The 551-nt window shown below is 61.5% G+C and carries 1 protein-coding gene; it reads right to left on the bottom strand.

Going from position 1 to position 551, the window contains the following annotated elements; all coding sequences use genetic code 11:
- Window positions 1-551: DUF898 family protein (locus AC1D0P_RS27700; RefSeq protein ID WP_477679661.1), on the bottom strand; the 551-nt coding region annotated here is incomplete at both ends.

The following is a 551-nucleotide window of genomic DNA, read 5'->3' as shown; positions in this document are numbered from 1 at the left end:
GTCGAACAGCATGGCATTGACCACGATATTCCTGACCGCGACACGGTAGATCATGCCGGCGAAGGCGTAAATGACAACGAGCGGCAAGACCACGCCGTAGACCGCCAGGATGATGAACATCGCCGCTTGCCTGCCGGAGGGGTCGTCGGTACGCTGGAGGAAACTGTCGAGCATCGGATAGGCGACCAGCAAGGCGACGAAGCCCATGACAACCAGGCCGACGATGACCATCACCGCGGGCGGGATGAGCGCTCTGTAGATCGCCCCGAGCTTCGGATCGGTGGAGAAGGGCCGGTCGCCGTAGCGCAGATGGTTGAAGATGTAGCGGCTCGCCCAGCGGCTGGCGAGCGGCGCGAGGATACCGAGCGTCAGCACCGAGACAACGCCGCCGAGTATGATCGACGTGAACGCATCCCATTTGTTGCCGGTGAAATCGAAACGTACATTGCGATAGCTCGTCACCCGGGCATTGAACCTGAAACTGCGGACGATGAAAAATGGCAGGAGCGCCGCGAACACGAAAGGCGTGATGGCGCCGGCGAGCGGTACGG

This window comes from Polaromonas sp. P1_G2 (assembly GCF_056405515.1).
The sequence above is the reverse complement of the archived record's forward strand: the minus strand, read 5'-3'. Positions and strand labels throughout refer to the sequence as shown.